Source organism: Haemophilus parainfluenzae, assembly GCF_036288925.1.
Taxonomy (GTDB): domain Bacteria; phylum Pseudomonadota; class Gammaproteobacteria; order Enterobacterales; family Pasteurellaceae; genus Haemophilus_D.
In genome coordinates, this window is sequence record NZ_CP127167.1 from 1,252,497 (window position 1) to 1,273,127 (window position 20,631).

General features: G+C 40.3%; 18 protein-coding genes, 2 tRNA genes and 5 pseudogenes. 7 read left to right on the forward strand and 18 right to left on the reverse strand.

What is annotated here, in order from left to right; translation table 11 throughout:
- Window position 1: 1 nt before the first annotated feature.
- The 3 genes from lptA to yjgA all read right to left on the reverse strand — a co-directional run bounded on the left by lptA (window position 2) and on the right by yjgA (window position 1,727).
- Window positions 2–520, reverse strand: coding sequence for a lipopolysaccharide transport periplasmic protein LptA (gene lptA, locus QQS40_RS06435; RefSeq protein WP_049356699.1), 519 nt, complete (start codon window positions 518–520; stop codon window positions 2–4).
- Window positions 501–1,109, reverse strand: a complete 609-nt coding sequence (lptC, locus tag QQS40_RS06440) for an LPS export ABC transporter periplasmic protein LptC (protein WP_126470920.1) — start codon at window positions 1,107–1,109, stop codon at window positions 501–503. Before lptC ends, lptA begins: the two co-directional genes overlap by 20 nt.
- Window positions 1,110–1,190: 81 nt before the next feature.
- On the reverse strand, window positions 1,191–1,727 hold the full coding sequence (gene yjgA, locus QQS40_RS06445) for a ribosome biogenesis factor YjgA (RefSeq protein WP_014065072.1): 537 nt from the start codon (window positions 1,725–1,727) through the stop codon (window positions 1,191–1,193).
- A gap of 88 nt (window positions 1,728–1,815) precedes the next feature.
- Between yjgA and pmbA the strand changes: the two genes are divergently transcribed.
- The 3 genes and pseudogenes from pmbA (at window position 1,816) to QQS40_RS06460 (ending at window position 4,599) form a co-directional block, all read left to right on the forward strand.
- Entirely contained in the window at window positions 1,816–3,171 is a 1,356-nt protein-coding gene (gene pmbA, locus QQS40_RS06450; RefSeq protein WP_329504399.1) for a metalloprotease PmbA, read from the forward strand.
- A gap of 203 nt (window positions 3,172–3,374) precedes the next feature.
- Entirely contained in the window at window positions 3,375–3,914 is a 540-nt protein-coding gene (gene hpt, locus QQS40_RS06455; RefSeq protein WP_329504401.1) for a hypoxanthine phosphoribosyltransferase, read from the forward strand.
- Between the two features lie 47 nt (window positions 3,915–3,961).
- A pseudogene (locus tag QQS40_RS06460) lies at window positions 3,962–4,599 on the forward strand (IS1595 family transposase).
- A gap of 106 nt (window positions 4,600–4,705) precedes the next feature.
- On the opposite strand, the pseudogene QQS40_RS06465 reads toward QQS40_RS06460, so the two are convergent.
- From QQS40_RS06465 to rbsD, 7 genes and pseudogenes are all read right to left on the reverse strand, one after another.
- Window positions 4,706–5,355 (reverse strand): annotated as a pseudogene (locus QQS40_RS06465) (pseudouridine synthase).
- Between the two features lie 38 nt (window positions 5,356–5,393).
- Window positions 5,394–6,395 carry a substrate-binding domain-containing protein gene (locus tag QQS40_RS06470; protein WP_289901269.1) on the reverse strand — a complete coding sequence of 334 codons (1,002 nt, stop codon included), beginning with the start codon at window positions 6,393–6,395 and terminating at the stop codon, window positions 5,394–5,396.
- 12 nt (window positions 6,396–6,407) lie between these two features.
- Window positions 6,408–7,343: a ribokinase gene (gene rbsK / locus QQS40_RS06475; RefSeq protein ID WP_285266989.1), complete on the reverse strand. Its 936-nt coding sequence runs from the start codon at window positions 7,341–7,343 to the stop codon at window positions 6,408–6,410.
- A gap of 52 nt (window positions 7,344–7,395) precedes the next feature.
- Window positions 7,396–8,274, reverse strand: a complete 879-nt coding sequence (gene rbsB, locus QQS40_RS06480) for a ribose ABC transporter substrate-binding protein RbsB (RefSeq protein ID WP_285266988.1) — start codon at window positions 8,272–8,274, stop codon at window positions 7,396–7,398.
- Between the two features lie 18 nt (window positions 8,275–8,292).
- On the reverse strand, window positions 8,293–9,258 hold the full coding sequence (gene rbsC, locus QQS40_RS06485) for a ribose ABC transporter permease (RefSeq protein WP_273403741.1): 966 nt from the start codon (window positions 9,256–9,258) through the stop codon (window positions 8,293–8,295).
- Window positions 9,259–9,273: 15 nt separating this feature from the next.
- Window positions 9,274–10,770, reverse strand: coding sequence for a ribose ABC transporter ATP-binding protein RbsA (gene rbsA, locus QQS40_RS06490; RefSeq protein ID WP_289901267.1), 1,497 nt, complete (start codon window positions 10,768–10,770; stop codon window positions 9,274–9,276).
- Window positions 10,771–10,779: 9 nt separating this feature from the next.
- A complete protein-coding gene (rbsD, locus tag QQS40_RS06495; protein WP_285266986.1) occupies window positions 10,780–11,199 on the reverse strand; it encodes a D-ribose pyranase in 420 nt (139 codons plus the stop codon).
- Window positions 11,200–11,425: 226 nt separating this feature from the next.
- Between rbsD and recO the strand changes: the two are divergent.
- From recO to QQS40_RS06510, 3 pseudogenes are all read left to right on the forward strand, one after another.
- Window positions 11,426–12,142, forward strand: a pseudogene (gene recO, locus QQS40_RS06500) (DNA repair protein RecO).
- A pseudogene (locus tag QQS40_RS06505) lies at window positions 12,142–12,291 on the forward strand (TRAM domain-containing protein); the annotation flags it as partial. The pseudogenes recO and QQS40_RS06505, both read left to right, overlap by 1 nt.
- A gap of 95 nt (window positions 12,292–12,386) precedes the next feature.
- Window positions 12,387–13,033, forward strand: a pseudogene (locus QQS40_RS06510) (IS1595 family transposase).
- Window positions 13,034–13,134: 101 nt separating this feature from the next.
- Here QQS40_RS06510 and QQS40_RS06515 read toward each other — a convergent pair.
- From QQS40_RS06515 to dnaQ, 5 genes are all read right to left on the reverse strand, one after another.
- Window positions 13,135–14,223 carry a tetratricopeptide repeat protein gene (locus QQS40_RS06515; protein WP_329504408.1) on the reverse strand — a complete coding sequence of 363 codons (1,089 nt, stop codon included), beginning with the start codon at window positions 14,221–14,223 and terminating at the stop codon, window positions 13,135–13,137.
- A gap of 222 nt (window positions 14,224–14,445) precedes the next feature.
- Window positions 14,446–15,966: a ribosome biogenesis GTPase Der gene (gene der / locus QQS40_RS06520; RefSeq protein ID WP_329504410.1), complete on the reverse strand. Its 1,521-nt coding sequence runs from the start codon at window positions 15,964–15,966 to the stop codon at window positions 14,446–14,448.
- A gap of 111 nt (window positions 15,967–16,077) precedes the next feature.
- Window positions 16,078–16,154: transfer RNA gene (locus QQS40_RS06525), tRNA-Asp, on the reverse strand.
- Window positions 16,155–16,181: 27 nt separating this feature from the next.
- A tRNA-Asp gene (locus QQS40_RS06530) sits at window positions 16,182–16,258 on the reverse strand.
- Window positions 16,259–16,345: 87 nt separating this feature from the next.
- Window positions 16,346–17,107 carry a DNA polymerase III subunit epsilon gene (dnaQ, locus tag QQS40_RS06535; protein ID WP_329504412.1) on the reverse strand — a complete coding sequence of 254 codons (762 nt, stop codon included), beginning with the start codon at window positions 17,105–17,107 and terminating at the stop codon, window positions 16,346–16,348.
- A 59-nt stretch (window positions 17,108–17,166) separates the two neighbouring features.
- Here dnaQ and rnhA point away from each other — a divergent pair, with 59 nt between their 5' ends.
- The gene (rnhA, locus tag QQS40_RS06540; protein WP_005699219.1) at window positions 17,167–17,628 is read left to right on the forward strand and encodes a ribonuclease HI; all 462 of its coding nucleotides are present in this window, start codon (window positions 17,167–17,169) and stop codon (window positions 17,626–17,628) included.
- 23 nt (window positions 17,629–17,651) lie between these two features.
- On the opposite strand, the gene tesB is transcribed toward rnhA, so the two are convergent.
- The 3 genes from tesB to pth form a co-directional block, all read right to left on the reverse strand.
- The gene (gene tesB / locus QQS40_RS06545) at window positions 17,652–18,512 is read right to left on the reverse strand and encodes an acyl-CoA thioesterase II (protein ID WP_297568581.1); all 861 of its coding nucleotides are present in this window, start codon (window positions 18,510–18,512) and stop codon (window positions 17,652–17,654) included.
- A 57-nt stretch (window positions 18,513–18,569) separates the two neighbouring features.
- On the reverse strand, window positions 18,570–19,661 hold the full coding sequence (gene ychF / locus QQS40_RS06550) for a redox-regulated ATPase YchF (protein WP_329504418.1): 1,092 nt from the start codon (window positions 19,659–19,661) through the stop codon (window positions 18,570–18,572).
- Window positions 19,662–19,728: 67 nt separating this feature from the next.
- Window positions 19,729–20,313, reverse strand: a complete 585-nt coding sequence (gene pth, locus QQS40_RS06555) for an aminoacyl-tRNA hydrolase (protein WP_329504421.1) — start codon at window positions 20,311–20,313, stop codon at window positions 19,729–19,731.
- Between the last annotated feature and the right edge of the window lie 318 nt (window positions 20,314–20,631).

Consider the following 20,631-nt stretch of genomic DNA (forward strand, 5'->3'; position numbering starts at 1 on the left):
GTTATTTTTTACCTTTTTGTTGTAATTGAGTTGGAATTAAGATGGTTTGTACTCGCGATTTTCCATTACCATTGGCTTTTAATTGTTGTTTTTTTACATCATAGGTGATACGTTCACCATTGATTTTACTATCTAATTGTTTTAATTCGGCCTTACCGGTTAATGTTAAGAATTCAGTACCTAAATCATAGTGAACTTTATTTGCTTTACCATCAACGGGTTTACCGTCATCAAGTTGTTGATGGAAGCTAACTGGGGTGCCAAATGCTTCAACAGTTTCTTTTTTACCTGAATTTTCTGGTGGACGAGTAATGACCACTTTATTGGCTTTAATCAAAATGGAACCTTGTGTAATCACAACGTTATCGGTAAAGGTTACCACGCTGTTTTCCATATCTAAAGATTGATTATCTGAGACAATATTAATTGGTTTATTGGTATCGTCTTTTAATGCAAAAGCAGATAAAGACGTCATCATTAATGCGGTTAAAAGCAGAATTTTATTGTTTGTTGATTTCATAATATGTTTTTACCTGTTCCTTTAGAGTTGCTACTTGCTGACGTAAATTTCCGACGAGCTTTAAACCACTTGAGTTAAAGTTTAATCCATTAATTTTTACTCGCTTATCAGAAGTAATGTCTTGTGTTTTTAAATTAATCACTGCTGCTTCTGTTTCAACACGTTGTAGGCGAGATAAAGGGTTAAGGCTCTCAGCAACTACACCACCTTCAAGATAGAGCATTTGATCTTTTGTTAATTTTGCCTTTTTGGCACTGAGCTTCCAATTTTGTTTTTCTAATTGAATTTTATCGGTTTTATCTTCTTTGTCTTTATTGTCCAAAGAAACATCAAAAAGATAGACTAACGGTGAAATAAAATCCGTATGACCGTCTTGTGTGTAATATTCCACTTTGTCGGAAATCGCAAGATATTGCTTTTTGCCTTCTGGCGAGAATACAGTCGTTTCCATTTTATTACCAACGTATTCTGGGCTATCAGGCTTTTTAATGAGGCTTTGTAAATCGCTATGATCTTGATTAAGCGAATAATACCAGCCTAATAAAGCCAGGGCGATGACACCTAAAATAATATTCCAACGAATATTCATAAATAACGTTTTTTCCTTCTTAAAAGGGCAGCTAATCATAGCACTTTTTTGACACAAAGTGCGGTCAAAAATAGCCGTATTTTAGTCTTCTAAAATGAGTGTTTTTAAGATCTGATAAATCTCGCGATAAGCTTTTGATGGCTTATTTTGTTCCTTCTCTTTCTGTGCTGCACGAATCAAATTACGTAATTGTTGGCGATCTGCAGAAGGATGCTCATTTAACAAATCAGTCAGTGCTGCATCACCTTTCGCAACCAACTCATCACGTAAGATTTCCAACTTATGCAACATGGCTTGCTGTTGATTATGTTTGTTTTCAATTTTTTCTAACGCTTCACGAATAGGCTCTGCATCAATTGAGCGTAAGAGCTTACCGATATATTGTAATTGGCGACGACGCGCCTCTTTTTGCAGGCGTTGCGCTAATTCAATAGCATCTTTCAAGCTATCGTCTAGTGGAACCTTAGTCAGATTTGCTTTGGTTAAGTTCACCAATTTCTCGCCGAGTTGTTTTAAATCCTCAGCGTCGCGTTTGATTTCACTTTTACTTACCCAAATAATCTCTTCTTGGTCTTCATCTTCCCAATCAAAGGCTTCTTTTTTCTTACGTTTTGCCATTCTATTACCTTATGAAAAATTTGGTGCATTTTAGCATAAACTTTCAAAATAAGATAAAATGGCGCAAATTTTTAATAGGATTATCATCATGAAAACAGCAGAAAATTTAACCGCACTTTTAAAATCTCAAGAGCAAACATTGCGTGATGCAGTTAGTTTTGCGATTGAAACTGCACAGAAAGCAGGAGCCACCGCTGAAGTTGGTGTGACAAAAGTGAGTGGTTTATCAGTTTCAACTCGTCTGCAAGAGATTGAAAATGTTGAATTTACTAATGATGGGGCATTAGGCATTTCTGTTTATTTAGGCCAACAAAAAGGCAATGCATCCACCTCAGATTTAGGCGAAGAAGCCATTAAAAATACTGTTGAAGCAGCGCTTGCTATTGCAAAATATACCTCGCCAGATGATTGCACAGGGCTAGCGGATAAAGAACTAATGGCTTTTGAAGCGCCTGATTTAGCGCTTTATCATGGGGCAAGTATCGATGTCGAACAGGCTACAAAATTAGCTTTAGAAGCTGAAAAATCAGCGTTGGAATACGATGATAAAATTGTGAATAGTAACGGCGCAAGCTTTAATTCGCATACCGGTGTTCGTGTTTATGGTAATACACATGGCATGCTACAAAGTTACTTATCTAGTCGTTATTCTTTATCTTGTTCGGTGATTGGTGGCGAGCTAGATCAACTTGAAAATGACTACGAATACACGGTTTCACGTGAGTTTGATGCCCTTTCTTCAGCGGATTGGGTAGGACAGAATTGTGCAAAAAAAGTGATTGCGCGTTTAAATCCACAAAAATTAACGACACGTGAAGTACCGGTGATTTTCTTAAATGATGTGGCAACAGGATTAATCTCTCATTTAACGGGGGCGATTAGTGGCGGCAGCTTATATCGTCAATCCAGTTTCTTGCTCGATCATCTTGGAAAACAAGTATTGCCAGATTGGTTCCAGATTAGTGAGCGTCCGCATTTGTTAAAACGTTTAGCCTCCACACCTTTTGACAGCGAAGGAGTTCGTACACAGGATCTTGAAATTATTCAAGATGGCGTATTGCAAACCTATTTACTCACCAGTTACAGCGGTAGAAAAATGGGTATGAAAAGTACCGGTCATGCTGGCGGTATCCATAACTGGCTCGTGAAACCAAATTTAACGGGCGGATTGACCGCACTTTTACGTCAAATGGGCACCGGTTTATTGGTGACAGATGTCATGGGGCAAGGCGTAAATATTGTGACGGGGGATTATTCCCGTGGCGCAGCAGGCTTTTGGGTGGAGAATGGCGAGATTCAATATCCAGTTGCTGAAATTACGATTGCGGGCCAATTGCAGGATATGTTAAAAAATATTGTGGCAGTAGCAGATGATATTGAACATCGATCTAATATCCAAACAGGTTCAATCTTGTTAGATAAGATGAAAATTTCAGGAAATTAATGAACTCCTTAAAAATGATAATAATTCTTATTGACATGTAATTTCTTTCTGCTATTATACGCACATCTGTTTAGCAGCGATTGCAGATTGCTCCAACAGGTAGAGTAGAAATTAAATTCGTTAGGGTTAAAAAGGCTGAAGGTTTAAACTTCAGCCTTTTTTATTGTAGAATACGCAAACGATTAGATTAAAAAGGAAAGACCATGAAAAAACACCACGTTGATATTATGATTTCAGAAGCGGATGTCCGTAGTCGCATAGCTGAACTTGGCGAGGAAATTACGCATTTTTATCAACAAAAAGCCATTGATAAACTGATTGTTGTTGGGCTTTTACGTGGTTCATTTATGTTTATGGCCGATCTGGTGCGTGAATTAAAATTACCGGTAGAAGTAGAGTTTATGACGACTTCAAGTTATGGTAGCGGGATGACGAGTAATCACGATGTGAAAATTACGAAAGATCTTGAAGGGGATATTCGTAATGAACACGTGCTAATTGTTGAGGACATTATTGATACAGGTTATACCCTCGAAAAAGTACGTGGCATTTTAAATTTACGCGATCCTGCAAGCTTGGCGATTTGTACCTTATTAGATAAACCTTCTCGCCGAGAAGTAGAAGTACCGGTTGAATGGGTTGGTTTTTCTATTCCGGATGAATTTGTTGTCGGCTATGGTATTGATTACGCTCAACGTTATCGTAATCTAGGCTATATTGGCAAAGTGGTTATAGACGAATAATTTATTTTTGGGCTGACGTAGATTAGCAAGTGTGCTAGTCTATAAAAATGAAGATAACTCATTGTAAATTAAAGAAGTCTATATGAAATAAGCTCCTTGAATTTTTTGTATTAGAAGTTACAGCCCGAGCAGGACTGATTTACTCCGTATCCAAGCCAATTCAGCGATTTTTTTACAGAAAAATTCGTGAAGTCATTAGCTATCATTTAGCCTTTGAAGCCGATGAGGTTTTTGATGGTCAAATTGAGCTTGATGAAAGCTATTTTGGCGGTCCTCGTAAAGGAAAACGAGGTCGAGGCGCAGCAGGAAAAGTTGCTGTATTCGGTTTGTTAAAGCAACAAGGAAAAGTATTTACGGTAGTGGTAGAAAATACCAGAACAGAGACATTAATGCCTGTTATTGCGAGGAAAATCAAGACTAACAGCTGGGTTCATACCGATACTTATCGAAGCTATGATGCTCTTGATGTGAGCAAATTTTACCACTAACAGTCAATCATTCCGAACTATTTGCGGTGAAACAAAACCACATAAATGGAATAGAAAATTTCTGGAGTCAGGCGAAGAGAATACTCCGAAAATATAATGGCATCGACCGAAAAAACTTTCCTTTATTCTTGAAGGAATGTGAATTTTGGTTTAACTTTGGAGCACCCAAAGAACAACTTAAAACATTGCGAAAATAGTGTGGTATTTAGGGCTAATCTACGTCGGCCCCAAACATAAACTAAACGAGTTATATTGTACTTGATTTTACTTAGGGTTAAAAGAAAAGTGCGGTTAATTTGATTATTACATCTTCATCAATTTAAAAACACGTTCAATTTTCACCGCACTTAATTCGCGGTATTTGCCGTTTTCAATGTCATCTATGGTTAAACCTGCTGTGGCATAACGCACTAAACTAAACGTAAAGTCGGAAAACCAATATGTGCGGTCATCCGGCGCACTTGGCGATTTTTGCCTTCACTGATTTTGATTTCTAATCAACTTGTTGGGATTTGCTTACGTTCGCGAATAGGGGGATTTCGTTCCCATAAAGTTGGTTCGGAAATTAACCGCACTTTAGTAGGTTGCGTTAAGCCATCTTTCAGTTCTACGCCGTGACGTAAAAAATCTAAGTCTCGCTCGGTGGGAACGCCTTCTACTTGTACCCAATAGGTTTTCTAGGTTTTAAATTTGGGATCCGCTAAACGGTGTTGTAATGTACCGTTGTTGGTTAAAATCAATAATCCTTCGCTGTCGCGATCAAGACGACCGGATGCATAGATATTAGGAATAAAATCTTTGAGAGTGGCACGTCCATTTTCATCGGTGAATTGAGTTAACACATCAAAGGGTTTGTTGAACAAAATAATTTTGGTTTCCGCTAAAGAAAGGGGCATAGAACGAGCTTTTGTCAGTGTTTTTTTATGTTGGCGATAAAATGTTGGCGTTTTCATAATAAGCTGAATAAGAAATTTAAACGCCAATATAGCAATTATTCGCTGAGTCTGGCAACTGAACTGCGCGAGATAACTTGGGGTTTAAGAATTAAAGTGCGGTTCGTTTTTTCAGGGTTTTTGATACGTTCCAATAAGGTTTCCACTGCTAATTTGCCCAATTCTATTTTAGGCTGGTGTACGGTAGTTAACGGCGGGGCAAGGTATTGAGCAAGATCGATATTATCATAGCCAATAATGGACATATCTTTTGGAACACTTAATTGATGTTTCCAAAGAGTTTGATATGCCCCCACGGCAATAGTATCACTACAAGCAAATACAGCGGTCGGGCGTTCTTTTTGTTGCAACAGTTTCTCCATACCTACGATACCGCCCTCAAAATCAAAATGGCTTTCCACAATCCAATTGTGATTTAAGGGAACTTGCGCTTCAGATAAGGCTTTTTTGTAACCATTTAGACGATTTAAAGCGAGCGGTTTCTGTAAGTTCCCTGTGATAATACCGATTTTTCGGTGTCCCTGTTCAAGCAAATATTGGGTGGCAAGATAACCGCCCAGCTCAGAATCTTCTAAGATTTTGTCCGCACTTAATGCCGTTGGCCACCAATCCATTACCACCGCAGGAATACTGAGCTCAAGAGAAAGCTGTTCCGCCAAATGAGTTTCTGTACTCATCAGCAACAAACCGTCCACCTGTTTTTGGATTAACATCTGCAAACTGCTTTGCAAACGTTGACTGTCGCCATTGGTATTCGTCAAAATGAGATTGTAATCATTTTTGGCACAATAGCCTTCCACCGCCGCCACCACTTCAGCAAAAAATGGGTTATTGCTGGCAGTGACTAACATACCGATAGTTTGTGTTTTTTTAAGCTTAAAACTACGCGCTAAAGCAGAAGGTTGGTAATTCAATTCACGCACGACTGCCATAATTTTTTCACGCATTTCATCACTCACAAAGCGTGTCCCATTAATCACGTGGGATACGGTTGATGTGGAAACTTGCGTGATACGCGCGATGTCTTTCATTGTCGCCATGGCTTGAAAAATCTAATTTTGCTGAGTGAATAAAAAATCTAAGGTTTCCTGTCTTGACGGGATGGACGGTTGCGCCCCTTTGCGCGTCACGCTAATTGCAGCAGCAGCATGGGCAAATTTAATGGCATCGAACGTGTTTTTTCCGTCTAAAAGTGCGGTTAAAAATGCGCCGTTAAAAGTATCCCCTGCCGCCGTGGTGTCCTCTGCATTAACACGAAAACCTGACACTATTTCGCCTTTTCCGTTTTCGCTCACATACACGCCTTTTGAGCCTAAGGTAATCAGCACCATCGCAATGCCTTTTTGGTGAAAAATCTGTGCCGCGTTGACCGCACTTTGCTCATCAGTTACGGTAATACCCGTTAAAATTTCCGTTTCTGTTTCATTCGGGGTAATAATATCAATTTGGCTTAATAATTCATCCGGTAAGCTACGCGCTGGTGCAGGATTTAACACGACTTTTGTACCATGGGCTTTTGCTAATTGTGCCGCCTTAAGAATGGCTGGCGACGGCGTTTCAAGTTGCATTAACAAGGCATCCGCTTGAGTGATTTCATCAGCAAACTGCGCCACTTGCGCTTCATCCAAACACGCATTGGCACCCGCTGAAATCACAATGCTATTTTCACCACTGGCTGCCACTTGGATCATCGCAATCCCTGTGGTTTGCCCTTGTTTTTCCAAAATAGGCGCAACATTAATGCCATCATCCGCAAAGGCTTGTTTCATTGTGCGACCAATACCGTCTTCCCCAATGCATCCAATAAAGCTAATGGATGTTGTCGATTTATCACACAACCGCGCTGCCGCTACCGCTTGATTTGCCCCCTTACCACCATAAGCAATATGATAATCAGAGCCAGTTAGGGTCTCCCCCGGTTTAGCAAAGTGCGGGACAGAAATCACATGATCTGCATTAATACTGCCTAGAATTGTGAGTTTTTTCATAATATAGCCTTGGTAAAATAGGGCGTAAATATACGCCCTTTGAGTTAAATCATTATTCCGTTACGACTTTTAATGCCACTGGAATTTTCGCTTCAACTTTTTCGCCTTTTAGGATTTTATCCGCAGTTTCTACCCCAAGGCTACCGATTAATTCAGGTTGTTGTGCCACAGTTGCTGCAAGTTTGCCACTTTTCACCGCTTTTACGCCATCATCGGTACCATCAAAACCGACGACAAGGACTTTTTTATTTGCTGCTCCAATCGCACGTAATGCCCCTAACGCCATTTCATCATTTTGTGCAAAGATAGCTTGAACATCGCCTTTGCTTGCCAACAGATTTTCTGTCACATTCAAACCTTTAGTTCGGTCAAAATCTGCAGGTTGGCTGGCAAGTACAGCAAATTTATGTTCATCAACCGCTTGTTTAAAACCTTCACCACGTTCACGTGCAGCTGATGTACCGGCTAAACCTTCTAGTTGGATAACTTTCGCGCCATTTCCTAATTTTTGCGCAATAAAATCACCAGCCATTTTACCGCCAGCCACGTTATCTGACGCAATATGGCTGACTACATCGCCTTTTGCCGCACCACGGTCTAAGGTAATAACAGGGATTTTGTTTCGATTAGCAATCGCCACCGCATTGCCTACCGCTGCGCTATCTGTCGGATTGATTAATAATACTTTTGCACCACGAACCGTTAAATCTTCCACATTTGAAAGTTCTTTCGCAGGGTCGTTTTGGCTATCTAATACCACTAATTTATAGCCTAATTCATCCGCTTTTTTCTGTGCGCCATCTTTTAACGAAACAAAGAACGGATTATCAAGGGTAGATACCGTTAATGCAATGGTATCTTGTGCGAGAGCAGTACTGCTTAAGGTGAAAGATAATGCTAACGCTGATGCGATTGTTGTTAATTTTTTCATAGGAATCTCCTGTGATTGTTATGCTTTTTTACTACCAAGGTAATTGTCTGCGAGTACTGCCACTAAAATCACTAACGCTTTGGCAATCATTTGGTAATAAGATGAAATATCTAATAAATTTAATGCGTTATTTAGGAAACCAATAATTAAAGCACCGATAAGTGTTCCCATAACGCGCCCTTTACCGCCCATTAAACTTGTCCCGCCGACAACGACTGCTGCAATGGCATCTAATTCATAAGAAACGCCAGCCGTGGGTTGGGCTGATGATAAACGTGAAGTCACGATCAAACCCGCTAATGCAGACAAGAAACCACTGACAGCAAAGACAAAAATTTTGATTTTATTGACATTAATCCCTGAAAGTTGAGTGGCGGCTTCATTGCCCCCTAAGGCGTAAATATAACGTCCAATTCGAGTGTGTTTTAAAATGTACCACGCCACCGCAAAAACAATTGCCATTAACCAAATTGGCACAGGAATCCCCAACAAATAGCCTGTTCCTAAGAATGCAAACTGATCGGCGGCATCAGAAAAGCCCGTACTAATTGGACGACCATCGGTATAAACCATGGTCACACCACGTAATAATGTCATCGTCACTAAGGTTGCGATAAAAGCTTGAACTTTCCCTTTTGCCACAATGGCACCACTAATACCACCAAGCAATGTACCTAATACTAAAACAGCGGGAATCACCAATAAAATCGGATATTCACTGCCCACCAGTGATGCGGCAATCGCGCCGGTTAATGCCAATACAGAGCCGACAGATAAATCGATCCCTGCAATTAAAATCACGAATGTCATTCCCACCGCAATAATTGCGTTCACCGACGTTTGACGAAGAATATTGAGAATATTATCAATCGAGAAAAAATCAGGGTTGATAAATGAAACAATGGCAATCAGAACTAATAACGCCACAATAGAACGTTGTTCGAGTAAGAATTTGCCTAATTTGAACGTATTTTGCGTACTCATAAAAACTCCGTCAGTTTAAACCGCACTTTTACCAATTGCAGCGGCAAGTAATTTTTCTTGTGTCGCGTCTTCGCGAGAAAATTCACCACTAATTCGTCCTTCTCGCATCACTAATATGCGATCTGACATTCCCAACACTTCAGGCATTTCTGATGACACAATGATGATACTCAAGCCATCTTGTTTAAATTTATTAATGAGTTGGTAAATTTCTTTTTTCGCCCCAACATCAACACCACGTGTTGGTTCATCTAAAATTAAAACATTAGGACGGGTCATCAACCCTTTTGCAATCGCCACTTTCTGTTGGTTTCCCCCTGAAAGTAAACCAATTTGCTGATCACGACTTGGGGTTTTGATATTAAACATTAAGATAAAATCATCTACCGCAAGTTGCTCCGAATCGTGGCGGATACGACCAACTTTTGAAAAATGATCTAAGGCAGTCAGTGACATATTTTCTTTTACCGACATCCCTAAAATTAAACCATCACCTTTACGATCTTCTGAAATATAAACAATGCCATTATTCAAGCCGTCTTGCGGACAATCATTTGAAATCGTTTTCCCATTTAACCGCACTTCACCGTTTTCTTTAGGTAAGGCACCATAAAGCACTTTCATTAATTCTGTGCGCCCTGCGCCCATTAAGCCTGAAATCCCTAGAATTTCACCCGCACGCAATGTAAAGCTCACGTTGTGCACACCACTACCAGAGAGTTGGTTAACTTCTAAACGGACTTCGCCTTCAGGAACATCAACATGGGGATATTGCTCATCAAGACGACGCCCAACCATCATTTCAATCAAACGGTCTTCAGTTAACTCCGCAACAGCCACTTCACCGATAAATTGACCATCACGTAAAACCGTCACATCATCACAGATTTCAAAAATCTCTTTAATACGATGCGAAATATAAACAATGCCTCGTTTTTCCGCTTTTAACTCACGAATAACATTAAATAGTGCTTCTGTTTCCGTATCTGTTAAGGCATCCGTTGGTTCATCCATAATGATGACTTTGCTTTCAAAACTTAAGGCTTTCGCAATTTCCACCATTTGTTGCTCACCAATGGACAATTCTGAACAAAGTTGATGGCTACTATGGGGGACATTTAGACGTGCTAATAGCTTATCCGCTTCTGCGTGCATTTTTTTCCAATCGATAGATCCAAAAGGCGTAGTAAATTCACGACCTAAGAAGATATTTTCAGCAATGGTTAAATTACCCACCAAATTTAATTCTTGGTGAATAATGCTGATGCCCGCTTCTTGCGAGTTTTTAGGACCTTTGAACATGACTTGTTGACCAAGATATTCAATTGTTCCTGCATCTTTACTATAAATCCCTGTCAGCACTTTCATTAATGTTGACTTACCCGCGCCATTTTCACCCATTAATGCCATAGCACGCCCAGCATAAACAGATAAACAAGCATTACTTAATGCCTTCACACCAGGGAAAGATTTATCGATACCACTAATTTTTAAGAGTGTTTCTCGTTCCATAACATCGTCCTAAAATGGCACACCAGACACTAAAATAACGTTCGCATAAGGTGAACATTCCCCTGAACGCACAATCGCTTTGGATTCGTGGCTCATTTTTTTGAAATCGTCGTGGGAAATATATTCCACAGGAATGTTATTGCCTTGAATGTTTTCCAGTTCAGCTAAATGCTCCAAAAGTGCGGTCAAAATTTGTGGATTTTTTTGTTTAATTTCTTCCGCCAAAATGGCACGTTCCACAAACATTTCACTTGTGGTGGCATAAAGCGTATCAAGAAAACGAGGAATGCCTTGGGTTAACGCTAAATCAATGCGCCCCACAAATTCAGGAATAGGTAATCCCGCATCACAAATTGTGACCATATCTGTATGCCCAAGGGTCGCAATAGCATGAGAAAGTTGAGCATTTAAAATTGTTGTTTTTTTCATTTTTGCGCTCCATCATGTTTATCTTTCATTCATCGAAACGTTTCGATGAAATTTGTATGCAAAAGATAACGAGAAAAAAATAAAAAGAGAAATACTTTTGTTTAATTTTGTGAAATAGATCACAAATTTTTAGTTATAACTTATTAGAGATAATGCTAAAAGTGCGGTCAAATTTCTGCTAGAATAGCGCGACTTTTTAATAGGATAATTGACAACCTACGTAACGATTGAAAATTTCCAACGCGGATTTGTTTTGCATCGTAAAGCATATAGGAAACGAGTTTGTTAGTCGATCTGTTTACGGAAGAAACAGGGCGTTTAACCGTGCTTGCAAAAGGCGCGCGAGCCAAACGTTCTGCGTGGAAAAGCATATTGCAGCCTTTTACACCATTGCTGTTACGGTGGACAGGAAAAGGCAGTTTAAAAACATTGACTAAAATTGACTAAAGCAGAACCCGCAGCGATTACCTTACCTTTACAACAGACGGCATTATTTAGTGGGTTTTATGTCAATGAATTGATTTCACGCGTCATTGAACCAGAAACCTCTCATTCGCTCTTATTTCAATGTTATTTGCAATGCTTAACTCGTCTAGCAACGGACACTTCGGTTGAACCGGCACTACGCACCTTTGAGTTTCAATTGTTGCAAACATTGGGATATGCTGTGAGTTTCACGCATTGCGCGGGTTCAGGTCTTCCTGTGGAGAGTGAAATGACTTATCGTTACCGAGAAGAAAAAGGATTTATCGCGTCTTTAATTAAAGATAATTTAACCTTTTATGGCAAAGAGTTACTCGCTTTTGAGACGAAAAATTTTCAAGATCCGTCAGTATTGCAGGCAGCAAAACGTTTTACACGTATCGCGCTAAAACCTTACTTGGGGAATGCGCCCTTGAAAAGTCGAGAATTATTCACACAAAACATATTACATTTGAAATAATGGCATTATTCTACACTCCCCCAAAAACCACAAAAAAATCACCGCACTTAATCGCGGAAATTGTGGATCTTGATTATCAAGGTTTAGGCGTAGCAAAAATCCAAGGAAAAACGTGGTTTGTGGAAAATGCGTTGCCAACGGAAAAAGTCTAAATTCGTGTCACGGAAGAAAAATGCCAATACGGATTAGGCATAACACAAAAAATGGGGCTGACGTAGATTAGCAAGTGTGCTAGTCTATAAGAATGAAGATAACTCATTGTAAATTAAATAAATCTATACAAAATAAGCTCCTTGAATTTCTTGTATTAGAAGTTACAGCCCGAGCAACGGCTGATTTACTCGGTATCCAAGCCAATTCAGGGATTTTGTTTTACAGAAAAATTCGTGAAGTCATTAGCTATCATTTAGCCTTTGAAGCCGATGAGGTTTTTGATGGTCAAATTGAGCTTGATGAAAGCTATTTTGGCGGTCCTCGTAAAGGAAAACGAGGTCGAGGTGCAGCAGGAAAAGTTGCTGTATTCGGTTTGTTAAAGCAACAAGGAAAAGTATTTACGGTAGTGGTAGAAAATACCAGAACAGAGACATTAATGCCTGTTATTGCGAGGAAAATCAAGACTAACAGCTGGGTTCATACCGATACTTATCGAAGCTATGATGCTCTTGATGTGAGCAAATTTCACCACTAACAATCAATCATTCCGAACTATTTGCGGTGAAACAAAACCACATAAATGGAATAGAAAATTTCTGGAGTCAGGCAATACTCCGAAAATATAATGGCATCGACCGAAAAAACTTTCCTTTACTCTTGAAGGAATGTGAATTTCGGTTTAACTTTGGATCACCAAAAGAACAACTTAAAACATTGCGAAAATGGAGTGGTATTTAGGGCTAATCTACGTCAGCCCCTTTATTTTTCAATAAAGTGCGGTCAGATTTTCAAGCAAATTGCTTTTAAAATCTGACCGCTTTTTTAATGCTTGTTAACGATTAATCCTTGCGCGGTGGCCAATAGATCTCTTCTTTTTTAACGATACCACGTTTGAGGATATCGGCGGCTAAGGCAGCAGTGTCAGGCGGATTTTGGTAGAACGCCGCGTCTTCCTTGCTCATTGCGGAGTAGATGCCTTTCCAATGGGTTTTGGCGGGTGGCAGGGGCAGGACTTCGTCTAGGCGCGGGAAGGTGTAGAAGGGGTTGCCGCTTTTAGTGCCTGTGCCTAGAAGAGCTTTATTCAATTCAGTATAAGCTGCTTCACGAACAGGATCGGCAGGAGTGGCGTTAAATTGATGCATAATCTCCTTATCTTTAGCATAAATCATAGACATTCCTAAGGCTGCTTTGCCTCCACCCTCTCCTCCTTGTCGTACCGCATTATGCATTAATAACAGTGCTTCTTTTAGATTGCCATAGCGTATGATCTTTACCATATACAATTCTCTCATGGCAGCAGAAAAAACCTGTCTAGCTGCACAACCAAGCAGCAGTTCACGTGTGCTGTAATCTTTAAATTGTTTATCGTAAATCCGCGCTAATTCGTATTGAGCCAGCGGCACACCCAAATCCACCGCTTTTTGCAGGTAAGCAAGACCAAGTTTCGGGTTGTGGCGGTAGCCCGCATTTCCTTCATACAGCGCATCAAACAACCAGTAGTTTGCCATCGCCCAATTTTTGTCTAAACCGTAATGCAGCCATTTGCGGGCGCGACTGGGCTGGGGAGCATACAAAGTACCACTTGCACCATGTCCATTGGTATAAAGTAAATAAAGGTTGTTGATTGCCTGATAATGCCCCTTCGACGCAGCCGCTTCATATAGGGTAATCATATCTTGCGCTTGACGTGTATTCTTGCGCCAACCTTCAGCATGAATCAGAGTGGCAGCGCGATACCAACGGTGTGATTCTGCATCAGGCGGTGATGGTGGTGTCCAAGTGGCGCAGGTGTATTCTGTGCGTTTGGGATCAAATGCTTTGGGTGCAGAAAGCGTTTGAGTATCGTTACGGTCTGATGCTGAAAATGAATTTACTCCGCAAGCAGTAATTAGCGGGATAAGTAAGAAAATGATATTACGTTTTTTCATATTTGAATGTGCTTTGGATGGATTAAAATTTAGTCTAAACATTCTTTTAAATAATGTAAATTATATTTTAACAATACCACCTGAAAATTAAAACTTTCATCAAAAAAACAAATTGATAACTTTATATTACTCATTTTTTAATGTGGTTTTTATGTTGTTTTTATAATAAAAAAGAGCGGTCAAAATTCACAGTGATTTTTGATCGCTCTTTGTTTGTTAAGATTAGCGTTTCGCTTTTTTGATAAACTTCATCAAGCGTTTACGTTTACGTAATTGGTTTGGTGTGAGTTTATTTTTTCTACCCGCGAATGGGTTTGAACCTTCTTGGAATAGCAAGCGGATTGGCGAACCAATAATTTTCAAACTCTTACGATAATAATTAGATAAATAACGTTTGTACGAATCCGGTAATTTATCCATTTGGTTACCATGCACCACGATAATTGGTGGGTTATAACCACCTGGGTGAGCATATTTTAATTTAATGCGACGACCGCCAATCATAGGTGGTTGATGCTCATCCGTTGCCATTTGTAAAATACGGGTGAGAAGGGAAGTCGTCATTTTTTGCGTCGCACAAGCATAAGCTTCTTTAATCGAATCAAAAAGATTCCCCACGCCACTGCCGTGTAAAGCAGAAATAAAATGCACACGGGCAAAGTCGATGAAATCAAGACGGCGATCTAATTCGGATTTGACGCGATCTTTCACATCTTGATCTAAGCCATCCCATTTATTTACGACGATCACGAGCGAGCGTCCTGCATTTAAGATAAAGCCAAGTAGAGAGAGATCTTGATCTGAAATGTTTTCACGCGCATCAATTGTGAGTAACACCACATTTGCATCTTGAATCGCTTGTAATGTTTTGATGACAGAGAATTTCTCAACGGCTAAATGCACTTTACCACGTTTACGCACACCTGCTGTATCAATCAAGGTGTATTGTTGCCCATCGCGTTCCATTGGAATGTAGATACTGTCGCGTGTTGTGCCTGGCATATCGTAAACCACCACGCGATCTTCACCTAAAATACGATTGGTTAATGTGGATTTACCAACGTTTGGACGGCCTACAATCGCAATTTTAATATTTTTATCTTGTTCTTCTTCAAGTTCTTCGTCTAATGCTTCATCAATTAATGAAGTATCTTCCTCTGAATCGAAGTCAAATTCGTTATCCCATTCATCTTTTTCTTCTTCATCAGAAGTGCGGTCATTTTCTGCTTCGTTTTCTTGTAATTTTTCCGCTAAAGGTGCAAGTACTTGCTCCATTAATTGAGTCACGCCACGGCCTTGTGATGCGGCGATTTGTTCAATTTCACCTAAGCCTAATTGATAAAATTCCGCACAGTGTGAGTCTGCATCAATACCGTCAGTTTTATTTGCTACAACCACGGTTGTTTTATTAGTACGTTGGCGTAAGTAATTGGCAATGCCAATGTCTGCAGCCGTTAAACCTGCACGCGCATCCACTAAGAAAAGCACGACATCGGCTTCTTCAATCGCTAGTAAGGATTGTTCCGCCATTTTTTCTTCAACGCCTTCTTCAGTGCCATCAATACCGCCGGTATCGATCACAATGAAATCATAGCCAGAAATATTGGCATGACCGTATTTACGATCTCGAGTTAAACCAGGGAAGTCAGCGACAAGCGCATCGCGGGTACGGGTTAAACGGTTGAATAGAGTGGATTTACCTACGTTTGGTCGACCCACTAAGGCAACGACAGGAGTTGTCATAAAAATATCTCTGTAAAGTGTAAATTTGGTTAATTATAGCGAATGTTGGCTGACAGGTAAAATTCGGGCATAAAAAAAGCACCTTCTGGTGCTTCATTATCTCGGCTTAATTGGCGGAATGGACGGGACTCGAACCCGCGACCCCCTGCGTGACAGGCAGGTATTCTAACCAGCTGAACTACCACTCCGTGAGTATATTAAGACAAGTTTTAAATTGGCGGAATGGACGGGACTCGAACCCGCGACCCCCTGCGTGACAGGCAGGTATTCTAACCAGCTGAACTACCACTCCGCTAAGTGCTGGGTATAATAATGATGAACGTTAAAACCGTCAATCTTTTTTTTCTTTTTTATGTTTATCTGATTAATAGATAACCGATTAATGTGAGGTTTCGTCACCCGTACGAATAGACCAAAAACATTTGCCATCGCTTTTTTTATTGACCAATTTAAGGAAATCTAAATGGGCTTGTAGTTCATCATCATTGGGTTGTAACACTTTTAAATTTGGTGAAAAATTGACCGCACTTTGAAGATCTTGCATATTGGGGCCAGCTTGGATAATTGAACTATCCGCATGCTCTTCATCAAATAGACTGGTTTGACCGCCCGTCATGGATAAATAAACGTCGGCCAAAATCTCAGCATCCAGTAACGCGCCGTGGAGTGTTCGTTTGCTGTTATCAATACCTAAACGATCACACAACGCATCTAAGCTATTACGTTTTCCAGGATACATTTGGCGAGCCATTTGCAACGTATCAGTAACGAGGCAAATGTCGGTCGTTTTGATATCTAACCCAAGTTTACGGAATTCATAGTCCATAAAGCCCACGTCGAAGGGGGCGTTGTGAATCAGCAGTTCAGCACCACGAATGTATTCTATAAAGTCCTGTGCAATTGTTTTGAAATCCGGTTTATCCGCCAGCATTTCATCCGTAATACCGTGAACTTTAATAGCATCGGGATCAACTAAACGATCCGGCTTAATATAAATGTGAAAATTATTGCCCGTGTATTTACGGTTGATCATTTCCACAGCACCAATTTCAATAATGCAATGTCCTTCGTAATGTGCGCCAATTTGGTTCATACCGGTGGTTTCAGTATCCAGTACAATTTGGCGATCCGGATTTATCATTGTTCTACCTATTTGTTTCCTTTAAAATACCGTCTATTTTACACAAGCTCGAATTAGTTATGCAAAAACAGATTGAAATTTTTACGGATGGATCTTGCCTCGGCAATCCGGGAGCCGGTGGCATAGGGATTGTCCTGCGCTATAAACAGCATGAAAAACATATTTCAAAAGGGTATTTCAAAACCACCAATAATCGCATGGAATTACGAGCAGTGATTGAGGCTTTAAATAGCTTAAAAGAGCCTTGCCATGTAACGCTTTATAGCGATAGCCAATATATGAAAAATGGCATCACACAATGGATTTACAATTGGAAGAAAAACAATTGGAAAGCGAGTACGGGCAAAGCGGTAAAAAACCAAGATTTATGGATTGCGTTAGATCAGGCGATTCAAACCCATAACATTGATTGGCAGTGGGTGAAAGGCCATTCAGGCCATCGTGAAAATGAAATTTGTGATGAATTAGCCAAACAAGGCGCAGAAAATCCGACCTTCGAAGATATCGGTTACGAAGGCTAGTCTGCACCTTATTTTAAGAGCGGTTATTCTTGATAACGAATTAAACCTTCCTGCTGTGTGGTGGCAATTAATGTGCCATCTGCAGCAAAAATTTGTCCTCTCGCTAAACCACGCCCAGCAAAAGCATTATTACTTTCAATGGCATGTAAGTGCCAATTATTTAAATTGAAAGGGCGGTGGAACCAAATGCTGTGGTCGATTGTGGCGACTTTCATCCCTTTCTGTAAAAAGCCTTTCCCATGTGGGTGAAGTGCGGTCAAAATACAGTGGAAATCAGAAAAATAGGCCAAGAGGCATTGTTGAGTCTGCAAATCCAGTGGTGCCTCTCCATTGGTTTTAAACCAAGCATATTGTTCGGGTGGGAGTTCGCGACCATCAAATGGATTGTTCAAATATCGGCTATGAATCTGAAATGGTCGCTCTTGAGCAAATTTTTCACTCAAGCTTTCGGGCAAAGTCTGTGCTACTTTTAACATGATTTCATGTTCATCAATGCATTGTTCAGGGCCTGGCACTTGCGGCATGGCTGATTGATGGTCAAAGCCTTCTTCGGGTACTTGAAATGAAGTTGTGACATGACAAATCACATTTTTATGTTGAATGGCCTTTACGCGTAACGCAGAGAAATTGCGTCCTTCACGTAAAGTTTCTACATCATAAATAATCGGGTGTTGACTGTCGCCAGGTGCTAAAAAGTAAGCATGGCAAGAATGGAGTACACGCTCCGCTGGGGAAACTTGCATCGCGGCAGAAAGAGATTGCGCCACGACTTGGCCACCAAACACTTGGCGAAAACCTAAGTCTTCACTCGCACCACGAAAGATAAGATCATCAATTTTTTCTAGTTTTAACAATTCGATGAGTTGATTTAATTTATCTGACATTGTTTTTTCCTTTTATAAATACAAAAAGACCGCATAATCATGCGGTCTAAAGCGTTTTTATACGTTAAAGCGGAAGTGCATAACATCACCATCTTGGACGATGTAGTCTTTACCTTCTAAGCGCCATTTACCTGCTTCTTTTGCACCGTTTTCACCTTTGAATTGGATGAAGTCATCGTAAGCAACTACTTCTGCACGGATGAAGCCTTTTTCAAAGTCTGTGTGGATTACAGCCGCTGCTTTAGGGGCTGTTGCACCAACAGAAACTGTCCATGCGCGTACTTCTTTCACACCCGCAGTGAAATAGGTTTGAAGATTTAATAAGGCATAACCCGCACGAATTACACGGTTTAAACCAGGTTCTTCAATACCAAGATCTTGTAAGAATTCGATTTTTTCATCATCATCAAGCTCAGCAATTTCTGCTTCAATCGCCGCACATACAGGCACCACAACAGAGCCCTCTTTTTCTGCAAACTCACGTACTTTGTCTAAATATGGGTTATTTTCAAAACCGTCTTCATTTACGTTCGCAATGTACATGGTTGGTTTTAATGTGAGGAAGTTATAGCTTTTAATCGCCAATAATTCATCTTTATCTAACTCAACAGAACGAATCATACCTGCTTCAGAAAGTACAGGAAGGATTTTTTCCATCACAGACAGCTCAAATTTTGCGTCTTTATCGCCACCTTTAGCTCGTTTTTGTAAACGTTGAATAGCACGTTCGCAGCTATCTAAGTCAGCAAGGGCTAATTCGGTATTGATAGTTTCGATATCGCTTAATGGATCGATTTTACCCGCAACGTGCACGATGTCATCATTTTCAAAACAACGAACAACATGACCAATTGCATCCGTTTCACGGATGTTAGCTAGGAATTTATTACCTAAGCCTTCACCTTTACTTGCACCCGCAACCAAACCAGCGATATCCACAAACTCCATGGTGGTGGGTAATACGCGTTCAGGTTTAACAATTTCCGCTAGCGCATCTAAACGCGGATCCGGCATTGGTACCACGCCAGTATTCGGTTCGATGGTACAGAACGGATAGTTTGCCGCTTCGATACCGGCTTTGGTTAATGCATTAAAAAGGGTAGATTTACCGACATTTGGCAAACCAACGATACCACATTTAAATCCCATGATGTTTTCCTTATTGTGAGCGTAAGTGCGGTTAAAATTTATGGTGTTTTTTCACCGCACTTTTGAGTTAAATTTTAAAACTGTTTAAGCGATTGGTGGCTTTCACCATACCTTCTTTGAAAAGCAATTCAATGCAATCGGTGGCTTCGTCTAACGCTTTATCGAGTACTTCTCTTTCTGCTGGCGAGGGTTTGTTAAGCACAAAGCCTGAAACTAAATCACGGTGTCCAGGATGGCCAATACCAATGCGTAAACGATAAAAATTGTTGCTGTTACCAAGCTGAGCCACGATATCTTTTAGACCATTGTGTCCGCCATGTCCGCCACCTTGTTTTAATTTTACGGTGCCCGGCGGTAAGTCTAATTCATCGTGTAGCACTAAAATTTCTTCTGGTTTGATGCGATAAAAATTAGTAAGTGCACCTACCGCTTTTCCACTTAAATTCATAAACGTCGTTGGCACTAAAAAACGGACTTCTTTGCCGTTAATCAGTGTTTTTCCTACATAACCGAAGAATTTATTTTCTGCATTAAGCGAAAGATTAAAGCGACGAGCCAAACGCTCAATCAGCCATTCCCCCGCATTGTGGCGGGTTTCCGCATATTTATCGCCAGGGTTTCCCAGCCCCACGATGAGTTTAATTTCAGACATAGTTTTCTGCTTGAATAAAAATAGTGGCGTATTGTAGCGAAAAAGGGCTAATTTCTCAATCATCGCTGTAAAGAACCCATATTTTGAGTTCGGTTGTACTTGATGAAATCCGACGAGTTAATAAAAATTTATGCTATTTTAACGTTTGGCTTTCTTTTTTGTAAAAGAAATGTAAAATGCGGCAACGTTTTAAATATGACCCATATTTAAGATGTGTTTCCAACCTAGCCAACCTCTTTGGGCAATTAGGGTAAAAACAAAAAAGCTGAAACGCTTTTTTTAATAAGTAGCGAGTCAAATGCCCCATGGCGTCTGTTT